Origin of the sequence: Aeromonas bivalvium, assembly GCF_000819765.1 — a bacterium.
GTDB lineage: Bacteria > Pseudomonadota > Gammaproteobacteria > Enterobacterales > Aeromonadaceae > Aeromonas > Aeromonas bivalvium.
Genome location: NZ_CDBT01000025.1, coordinates 1,774 through 10,495 on the forward strand (window position 1 = coordinate 1,774; position 8,722 = coordinate 10,495).

Below are 8,722 nucleotides of genomic sequence, written 5' to 3' on the forward strand. Positions count from 1 at the left end.
ACAAACACCAAAACAAACAATGCCGACCCTGGGGTCGGCATTGTGGACGAACGACACAATGAAATCAGCGCCGGGCGTCTTCCTTCAGCCACTGGGCAACCCGTTTGGCGAAATAGGTGAGTATGCCGTCGGCACCGGCTCGCTTGAAGCAGAGCAGGGACTCCATGATGGTCTCCCGCTCCTTGAGCCAGCCGTTCTGGATGGCGGCCATGTGCATGGCGTACTCGCCGCTGACCTGGTAGGCGTAAGTGGGCACCCCGAACTGATCCTTGACCCGGCGGATCACGTCCAGGTAAGGCATGCCGGGTTTGACCATGACGCTGTCGGCCCCCTCCTGGATGTCCAGGGCCACCTCGTGCAGAGCCTCGTCGCCGTTGGCCGGATCCATCTGGTAGGTGGCCTTGTTGCTCTTGCCGAGGTTGGCGGCAGAGCCAACCGCATCGCGGAAGGGGCCATAGTAGCAGGAGGCATACTTGGCGGAGTAAGCCATGATCTGGGTGTGAACGAAGCCGTGCTCCTCCAACGCCGCCCGAATGGCGCCGATGCGGCCGTCCATCATGTCGGAGGGTGCCACCATGTCGGCCCCCGCCCTGGCATGGGAGAGCGCCTGCTTGACCAGGATCTCGGTGGTGATGTCGTTCATCACATAACCTTCGTCATCTATGATGCCGTCCTGGCCATGGGTGGTGAAGGGATCCAGCGCCACGTCCGTGATGACCCCCAGCTCGGGGAAAGCCGCCTTGAGGGCGCGAGTGGCACGCTGGGCCAGGGCATCCGGGTTGTAAGCCTCCTCGGCCAGCAGGCTCTTCTTCTCGACGGGCGTCACCGGGAACAGGGCCACGGCCGGCACACCCAGGGCCACCAGCTCGGCGGCCTCGATCAGCAGCAGATCGATGGAGAGGCGGTCCACCCCCGGCATGGAGGCCACGGCTTCCCGCTGGCCCTCCCCTTCCAGCACGAAGACCGGATAGATGAGATCGTCCACCGTGAGCAGGTTCTCACGCATCAGACGACGGCTGAAATCCTGTTTACGCGCCCGGCGCAGACGGCGGCCCGGGAAGGCGCCCGGAAGAGTTGTGGCCATGAGTCACTCCTGGATTGGCAGTTGGAAGAAGGCGGCGGAGGTGGCCCGGGTATGGGCCATCAGGGCCTCGGGCGTTTCCGCGCGGCAGGCCGCCACCACCTGGGCGATGTGCGGCAAGAAGGCGGGTTCATTGCGTTTGGGGCGTGGCTTGAGATCCCGGGGCACCAGATAGGGGGCATCCGTCTCTATCATCAATCGACCGGCCGGGATGCGCGCCACCTGCTCGCGCAGCGGCTGGCCCCGTCGCTCGTCACAGATCCAGCCGGTCACGCCTATGTGCAGCCCCAGGGCCAGGCACTCGTCCAGCTCATCATCGGATCCGGTGAAACAGTGCAGCACGGCCCCCGGCAGCTTGGGGAGCCAGGGGCGCAGGATCTCGATGAAGCGGACGTGGGCGTCGCGGCAATGGAGGAAGACGGGCATCCCCAGCTCGGCCGCCAGGGCCAGCTGGGCGTCGAACACGGCATCCTGTACCGGGCGGGGCGAAAAATCGCGATTGTAGTCCAGACCACATTCGCCGATGGCCACCACCTGGGGCAGGGCCGCCAGCTCGCGCAGGGCGACCAGGCTCTGTTCGTCCACCGACTTGGCGTCATGGGGATGCACACCGGCGGTGGAGAAGCAGTAGCCGGGCCAGCGGGCAGCCAGGGCAGCACTGTCACGGCTGCCGGCCAGGTCGGTACCTGTCAGGATCAGGGCATCGAGACCGGCTGCGCGGGCACGCGCCACCAGTTCGGCTTGTTCCCCGGCAAATTGGGGGCTGGTGAGGTTGAGACCTATGTCTATCATGGGATCGCTAAAGGTGCAGATGAAAGCCAGCAAGGGCCACTACCATACTCCCCGTGCCGGGTCATGAAAAGGGCCGGCCTGCACAAGCGGGCTCCCTCGCCCACCCTGCGCGGATGACGAGGCAAAAAAAGAGGGCCTCAGCCCTCCTCACTCTCTTCCTCCGCCAGCGGCTCCTTGCGGGTATAGAAACGCGCGAAGAAGACGCCGACCTCGAACAGCATCCACATGGGAATGGCGAGCAGGGTCTGGGAGAAGACATCCGGCGGGGTCAGCAGCATGCCGATGACGAAGACGGTTACCACCACGTAGGGGCGCTTGGCCTTGAGGCTGTCCGGGGTCGTGACGCCGGTCCAGCACAGCAGTATGGTCGCCACCGGGATCTCGAAGGCCACCCCGAACGCGAAGAAGAGGGTGAGCACGAAGTCCAGATAGTTGGCGATGTCGGTGGCGATGGTCACCCCCACCGGCGCCGTGCTGGTGAAGAAGCCGAACACCAGCGGGAACACCACATAGTAGGCGAACGCCATGCCGGCATAGAACAGCAGGGCGCTGGAGCAGACCAGCGGCATGATGAGCCGCCGCTCGTGCTTGTACAGCCCCGGGGCGATGAAGGCCCAGGCCTGGTAGAGCAGATAGGGTATGGCGATGAAGAAGGCGACCACTATGGTCAGCTTGATCGGCGTCAGGAAGGGGGTCGCCACATCGGTCGCTATCATGCTGGTGCCTGCGGGCAGCTGGCTGATCAGGGGCGCCGACACGAACTTGTAGATATCGTTCGAGAAATAGACCAGGCAGACAAACACCAGCAAGATGGCGCCGAGGGCATGGAGCAACCGGGTCCTCAGCTCCACCAGGTGGGCGATCAACGGCTGTTCGGTCTGGCTCATGACTTCACCTCCCCTTTGCGATCCGGCGAGGCCGTCGCAGCGGGCTCGGCCCGTTCGACGGGCTGGGATCTGGCCACCCCCTCCGGCAGGATACGGTTTTCCGGCTCGGGCGCCGCGTCAGGCTCATGGATAGGTGCGTCCGGGGACGAGGGCCTGGCGTAGGGATGAGTGACGGAGTCAGCCGCCGCCTTCAGCTTCTCGATGGACTCCTGCAATTCCGGGCTCAGGTTCTGCATCTGCAGTTGCTCGGCCTTCTTGAGATCGTTGTGCAGCTCCTGCAACTTGAGCTCCTGGGCCAGCTCGGACTTGACCGCATTGGCCGTGCTGCGCACCGCCCGGATCCAGCCGCTGACGGTGCGGATGGCCACGGGCAACCGCTCCGGGCCCAGCACCAGCAGGCCGACGATGCCGACCAGCACCAGTTCCCAAAAACCGATATCGAACATGGCTTAGGCCTGATCTTTGTCTTTCTGCTTGGCGCTCTCGTCCTGCTTGGTCGATTCGCTGAGCTGCTTGGGATCGAAGTCCGCATCCTTGCTGGCCGGCTTGTCCTGAGGCTCGTCGGACATGGCCTTCTTGAAGCCCTTGACCGCAGCACCCAGATCGCCGCCGATGCCGCGCAGTTTCTTGGTACCGAACAGCAACACCACGATGGCCGCGATGATCAACAATTGCCAAATACTGATTCCACCCATGATTCGTTCTCCGAGATTGCGCCAGCGGGCGCGGATTGTGATTAGTGTGAGCGGGCCTTGAGCCAACCGAGCAACCAGCATAACCCTGTACCGGCGAGGCTGATTTGTCCCCACGCAATGTATTGTTTTTGGGTCAGCAAGAATACACCCACCAACAGCAGGCTGGCTCCAACCCCTAAGAGGTAGCGAGCCTGCCCCTGATGCCGATTATGACGGCTGAATTGGACAAACAGATGATCGAATTGACGCTGCTGGCTGCGGGCCTGACGCAGGGTCTCGTAGACCAGCTCCGGCAGTTCGGGCAGCTTCTCGGCCCAGAAGGGGGCCTTGTCGCGAATGGCATTCCATACCGCCTTGGGGCCGACCTGCTCGCCCATCCAGTGCTCGAGGAAGGGCTTGGCGGTCTGCCACAGATCGAGCTGGGGATAGAGCTGACGCCCCAGCCCCTCGACATAGAGCAGGGTCTTTTGCAGCAGCACCAGCTGGGGTTGCACCTGCATGTCGAAGCGGCGCGCCGTGTTGAACAGGTTGAGCAGCACATGGCCGAACGAGATCTCGGACAGGGGCTTTTCGAAGATGGGTTCCAGCACGGTGCGGATGGCGAACTCGAACTCGTCCACCCGGGTGTCGGCAGGCACCCAACCCGACTCCACGTGCAGCTCGGCCACCTTGCGGTAGTCGCGATTGAAGAAGGCGAGGAAGTTCTCGGCCAGATATCGCTTGTCTTCCCGGTTCAGGGTGCCGACGATGCCGCAGTCGATGCCGATCCAGAGCGGGTCCTCCGGGTGCTCGCGGGCCACGAAGATGTTGCCCGGGTGCATGTCGGCATGGAAGAAGCTGTCGCGAAACACCTGGGTGAAGAAGACCTCGACACCCCGCTCGGCCAGCAGCTTCATGTTGGTGCCGTTGGCTTCCAGAGCCTCGATGTCGGAGACGGGAATGCCGTAGATGCGCTCCATCACCAGCACCTGCTCGCGGCAATGCTCCGAGTAGATCTCGGGCACGTAGAGGGCGTTGGAGCCGGTGAAGTTGCGGCGCAACTGGATGGCGTTGGCGGCCTCGCGCATCAGGTTCAGCTCGTCGAGTATGGTCTTGCGATACTCTTCGACCACCTCGACCGGGCGCAGCCGGGCGCTGGAGGGGATGAAGCGCGCCACCAGACGGGCCAGGGCCGTCATCAGCCGCAGATCCGCCTCTATGGTCTGCTCTATGTCCGGGCGGATCACCTTGATGACGATCTCGCGGTCATTCTCCCTGAGGCGGGCCGTGTGCACCTGGGCGATGGAGGCGGACGCCAGCGGCGTCTCGTCGAAGTCATCGAACAGGGTCTCGATGGGACATCCCAGGCTCTGCTCTATCTGGCGACGGGCCGCCTGACCACAGAAGGGGGGCACCCTGTCTTGCAACAGGGCCAGCTCCTCGGCGATGTCCGGCGGCAGCAGATCCCGCCGGGTCGACAGCATCTGCCCGAACTTGATGAAGATGGGGCCGAGCGCCTCGAACGCGAGGCGGATGCGCATGCCGCGGCTGCGCTGCGGCGCGCGATCCTTGAGCCAGAACAGGCTGCGGCGGGCCAGGCGGCCGGGCCAGGGCTGAAATTTGGCCGGTACCAGCTCGTCTATGCCCTGCTCGAGCAGGATGGCGACGATGCGGTAGAGGCGCTTGAACTCCTTGGGGGTCATCAGGGGATCCGTTGTTCGAGTCGGGCGAGGCGCAGCTCGGTGGCCTTGAGGCACCGGCTCAGGGCATCCACATCGTCACAGAAGCTGGCCACTTCCAGCGGGCCTGGGGCGAGACGCACCTCTTCCGTCAGGAATTCGGCCAGCTGGCGCTGGCTGCGGCACAATTCGCGGCCGATCGCCTCCCGCGCCTTGTGGGCACCGCGAAACAGACTGTGGGCCAGCACGTCCCCGGTGTAACGGGATAGCTGATCTTCCCAGTCGATGTCGAGCTCCCCCAACAGGGCACTGAACGCCTGCACCAGCTGGGGATCGCCGTGCAGATCCAGCTTCTCCTCGCGGATGTAGCGGGTCAGGGCGGAAGGATCCTTGAGCAGGCCGAGGGCAGTGAGGGAGAGGCTGAGCACGGCATCGGCCTCCCCTTCATACTGGGCCAGCACATCGAGGCGATGCTCCGAGAACAGGAACCAGAGCGGCTTGAGCTCTCGCAGTTCCAGCTTGAGCACCTTGCCCCTAAGCTTGAACAGTCGCTGATGGCTATGCTCGTCGAGGCGCAGCAGCTGATTGAAACTGGTTTCGATCACCGCCGTGACCATGGCATCCATCGGCATAATCGGCCCTTAGAACTTGTAACCGCGGTGCAGGGCGACCACACCCTGGGTGAGGTTGTAGTAATCCACCTGATCGAAGCCCGCCTCCAGCATCATGCCCTTGAGGGTTTCCTGATCCGGGTGCATGCGGATGGACTCCGCCAGATACTTGTAGCTTTCGCTATCGCTGGCGACCACTTCACCCATCTTCGGCAACAGTTTGAAGGAGTAGAGATCGTAGAGCTTGGCGATCACCTCGCTCTGGGGCTTGGAGAATTCCAGCACCAGCAGGCGACCACCCGGCTTGAGCACCCGGAACATGGAGGCCAGGGCCTTCTGCTTGTCGGTGACGTTGCGCAGGCCAAAGCCGATGGTGATGACGTCGAAGTGATTGTCCGGGAAGGGCAGGGCCTCGGCATTGGCTTGCACGAAGGAGACATTGTTGGCCACCCCCAGGTTGCGCAGCTTGTCGCGGCCTACCTTGAGCATGGAGTCGTTGATGTCGGCCAGCACCACCTGACCCGTCTCGCCGACGATGCGGGAGAACTTGGCGGTGAGATCACCGGTACCGCCAGCCAGATCCAGCACCTTCTGGCCGCGGCGCACGCCGGAACAATCGATGGTGAAGCGTTTCCACAGGCGGTGAATGCCGAACGACATCAGATCGTTCATCAGATCGTACTTGGCTGCGACCGAATGGAAGACGCCGGCCACCAGGGTTTCCTTCTCGTCGGCGGCAACGGTTTTAAAGCCAAAATGCGTAGTTGTAGTCGGTTCCGACATCCCTCAAACACCCATAGAACAAACAATGGCCGCCAGTTTACCAGAGCCGCCAGCGTCCGGACACCTTAAACCCGGCTGGCAACCAACTGCATCCCCAGCACCACCATCAGCAGGCAGAGGAACAGATTCAGACCCATGTTGAGCACCGCCTTGAACCAGGCACCATGCTGGGCCAGCACCACGGTATCCAGGGCGAAGGAGGAAAACGTGGTCAGGGCCCCCAGCAGACCCACCATCAGCAGTGGCTTCATGGGGTGCTCCATCACATGACCATTGCTGATGAGGGCGAAGGCAACTCCCATGATGAAGGAGCCGACAAGGTTGACGGTGAGGGTGCCGTAGGGAAAGTGGCGACCCAGCAGCAGGGCCATCAGTTCGCCTATTCCAAAGCGCAGGCAGGCCCCGAGGGCGCCTCCTGCGGCCACATATAGCCAGGTCTGCATGGCAAGTCTCCAAGAGTATCAGCCGACATTATGCAGAAGTTCCCCCGCCCATAACAGGGGAAGTCGGGACGGGTTCATCGCTGAAAATCGATCGGCTCGGGTCGCTCCAGCACAATCTCTGTTTGGGCGGGGTGAGTCTGGGCGACCACCTTGCCATGGCGGATCGAGTAGCGCACCGGCACCTGACGACGCACCGCATCGAAGCCACTCTCGGCCGGCAGTATGATCAGGTTGGCCGGCTTGCCCACCTCCAGCCCATAGCGATCCTGTACATTCAGAGTGCGGGCACTGTGGCTGCTGATCAGTTTCAGGCTGTCATCGATCTGCGGGTAACCCATCAGCTGGCAGACATGCAGCCCCATATGCAGCACCTGCAACATGTTGCCTGTCCCCATGGGATACCAGGGATCGAACACGTCGTCGTGGCCGAAGCAGACGTTGATGTTCGCCTCCAGCATCTCCTTGACCCGGGTGATGCCGCGACGCTTGGGATAGGTATCAAACCGCCCCTGCAGGTGGATGTTCACCAGGGGATTGGCGACGAAGTTGATGTCCGCCATCTTCAGCAGGCGGAACAGGCGAGAGGCATAGGCCCCGTTGTAGGAGTGCATGGCGGTGGTGTGGCTGGCGGTCACCCTGTCTCCCCAGCCCCGTTCCAGGGCTAGGGTCGCCAGGGTCTCGATGAAACGGGACTGTTCGTCGTCGATCTCGTCACAATGCACGTCGATCAGGGCACTATAGCGCTCGGCCAGCTCGAACGCATAATGCAGGCTCTCTATACCGTACTCCCGGGTGAACTCGAAGTGCGGGATGGCCCCCACGACATCGGCCCCGAGGGCCATCGCCTCTTCCATCAGTCCCTTGCCATTGGGGTAGGAGAGGATCCCCTCCTGAGGAAAAGCCACGAGTTGCAGCTCGACCCAGGGGCTCATCTCTTCGCGCAGCTCCAGCATGGCTCTGAGAGCGACCAGCCCAGGGTCTGAGACATCCACATGGCTGCGCACGAACTGGATGCCGTTGGCGATCTGCCACTTGAGGGTCTGCCTGGCACGGGATTTGACATCCTCATGGGTCAGCAGCGCCTTGCGCTCCGCCCACCGCTCTATACCCTCAAACAGGGTACCAGACAGGTTCCAGCTCGGCTCACCCGCTGTCTGGGTAGTATCGAGATGGATGTGAGGTTCGATGAAGGGGGCCATGGCCAAGCCCCCTTCACCATCGAGTTGAGGCCCATCCAGCCCGACGCCGCCCGCCGGGGCTATGCTGGTGATGAGCCCCTCCTGGCAGTGGATCTGCCACCTCCCCTCCTGTCCTGCCAGTCTCACATTGGTGATCAGCATTGCGACTCTCCCACGCTTGAATGCAACCCAGGTTATTTGACAACAAGTTAACTTGGATCAAGGGATGAGAGAAGCCTTTGAGTGTGCTTCATTCGAGAACTGTTAACATGGATAACACAGACACCATCAAGGAGCTGAAGGGAAAGATGGACGAGAAGATGATAGAAATTGGCAGTATCGGCCTGTTCAATGAATACCTGCAAGGCCTGGGGATCCGCAAGCCGCCCCTCGACACCATAGAACACCGTTGGGAATATCGACAGGAAGACAGGTTGACGGCCATGGTCACCAGGGCCCCCTCCGGCGAAGCCAGATTCTATTTGGATGCCAGGGCGATCTCGCTGAATTGATAGCTCGATCATCAAAATGACCCATGCAAAAAAGCCTCCCTTTTCAGGGAGGCTTTCGTTTTCATGGTGCTGATACCCAGAG

At 62.2% G+C, this 8,722-nt stretch carries 11 protein-coding genes; 1 reads left to right on the forward strand and 10 read right to left on the reverse strand.

The window, feature by feature from the left end:
- Nucleotides 1-64 precede the first annotated feature (64 nt).
- The 10 genes from hemB to BN1119_RS09770 form a co-directional block, all read right to left on the reverse strand.
- Entirely contained in the window at nucleotides 65-1,084 is a 1,020-nt protein-coding gene (gene hemB, locus BN1119_RS09725; RefSeq protein ID WP_041997263.1) for a porphobilinogen synthase, read from the reverse strand.
- A gap of 3 nt (nucleotides 1,085-1,087) precedes the next feature.
- Nucleotides 1,088-1,873 (reverse strand): TatD family hydrolase, encoded by a 786-nt coding sequence (locus BN1119_RS09730; protein WP_041997286.1) that lies wholly within the window; start codon nucleotides 1,871-1,873, stop codon nucleotides 1,088-1,090.
- A 137-nt stretch (nucleotides 1,874-2,010) separates the two neighbouring features.
- Complete coding sequence (tatC, locus tag BN1119_RS09735; protein WP_041997266.1) at nucleotides 2,011-2,760, reverse strand: twin-arginine translocase subunit TatC; 750 nt, start codon at nucleotides 2,758-2,760, stop codon at nucleotides 2,011-2,013.
- The gene (tatB, locus tag BN1119_RS09740) at nucleotides 2,757-3,206 is read right to left on the reverse strand and encodes a Sec-independent protein translocase protein TatB (protein WP_041997269.1); all 450 of its coding nucleotides are present in this window, start codon (nucleotides 3,204-3,206) and stop codon (nucleotides 2,757-2,759) included. The genes tatC and tatB overlap by 4 nt, the downstream gene beginning before the upstream one ends.
- Nucleotides 3,207-3,209: 3 nt before the next feature.
- On the reverse strand, nucleotides 3,210-3,455 hold the full coding sequence (gene tatA, locus BN1119_RS09745; protein WP_041997271.1) for a Sec-independent protein translocase subunit TatA: 246 nt from the start codon (nucleotides 3,453-3,455) through the stop codon (nucleotides 3,210-3,212).
- A 41-nt stretch (nucleotides 3,456-3,496) separates the two neighbouring features.
- On the reverse strand, nucleotides 3,497-5,137 hold the full coding sequence (gene ubiB, locus BN1119_RS09750) for a ubiquinone biosynthesis regulatory protein kinase UbiB (RefSeq protein WP_041997273.1): 1,641 nt from the start codon (nucleotides 5,135-5,137) through the stop codon (nucleotides 3,497-3,499).
- The gene (locus tag BN1119_RS09755) at nucleotides 5,137-5,745 is read right to left on the reverse strand and encodes a ubiquinone biosynthesis accessory factor UbiJ (RefSeq protein ID WP_041997275.1); all 609 of its coding nucleotides are present in this window, start codon (nucleotides 5,743-5,745) and stop codon (nucleotides 5,137-5,139) included. The genes ubiB and BN1119_RS09755 overlap by 1 nt, the downstream gene beginning before the upstream one ends.
- A 9-nt stretch (nucleotides 5,746-5,754) precedes the next feature.
- Nucleotides 5,755-6,507, reverse strand: coding sequence for a bifunctional demethylmenaquinone methyltransferase/2-methoxy-6-polyprenyl-1,4-benzoquinol methylase UbiE (gene ubiE, locus BN1119_RS09760; protein ID WP_041997278.1), 753 nt, complete (start codon nucleotides 6,505-6,507; stop codon nucleotides 5,755-5,757).
- A 65-nt stretch (nucleotides 6,508-6,572) separates the two neighbouring features.
- Nucleotides 6,573-6,950 carry a fluoride efflux transporter CrcB gene (gene crcB, locus BN1119_RS09765; RefSeq protein ID WP_041997281.1) on the reverse strand — a complete coding sequence of 126 codons (378 nt, stop codon included), beginning with the start codon at nucleotides 6,948-6,950 and terminating at the stop codon, nucleotides 6,573-6,575.
- A gap of 74 nt (nucleotides 6,951-7,024) precedes the next feature.
- Nucleotides 7,025-8,290, reverse strand: a complete 1,266-nt coding sequence (locus tag BN1119_RS09770; protein WP_041997284.1) for a cytosine deaminase — start codon at nucleotides 8,288-8,290, stop codon at nucleotides 7,025-7,027.
- Nucleotides 8,291-8,397: 107 nt separating this feature from the next.
- Here BN1119_RS09770 and BN1119_RS09775 point away from each other — a divergent pair, with 107 nt between their 5' ends.
- Nucleotides 8,398-8,640 (forward strand): hypothetical protein, encoded by a 243-nt coding sequence (locus BN1119_RS09775; RefSeq protein WP_244463717.1) that lies wholly within the window; start codon nucleotides 8,398-8,400, stop codon nucleotides 8,638-8,640.
- Nucleotides 8,641-8,722: the final 82 nt, after the last annotated feature.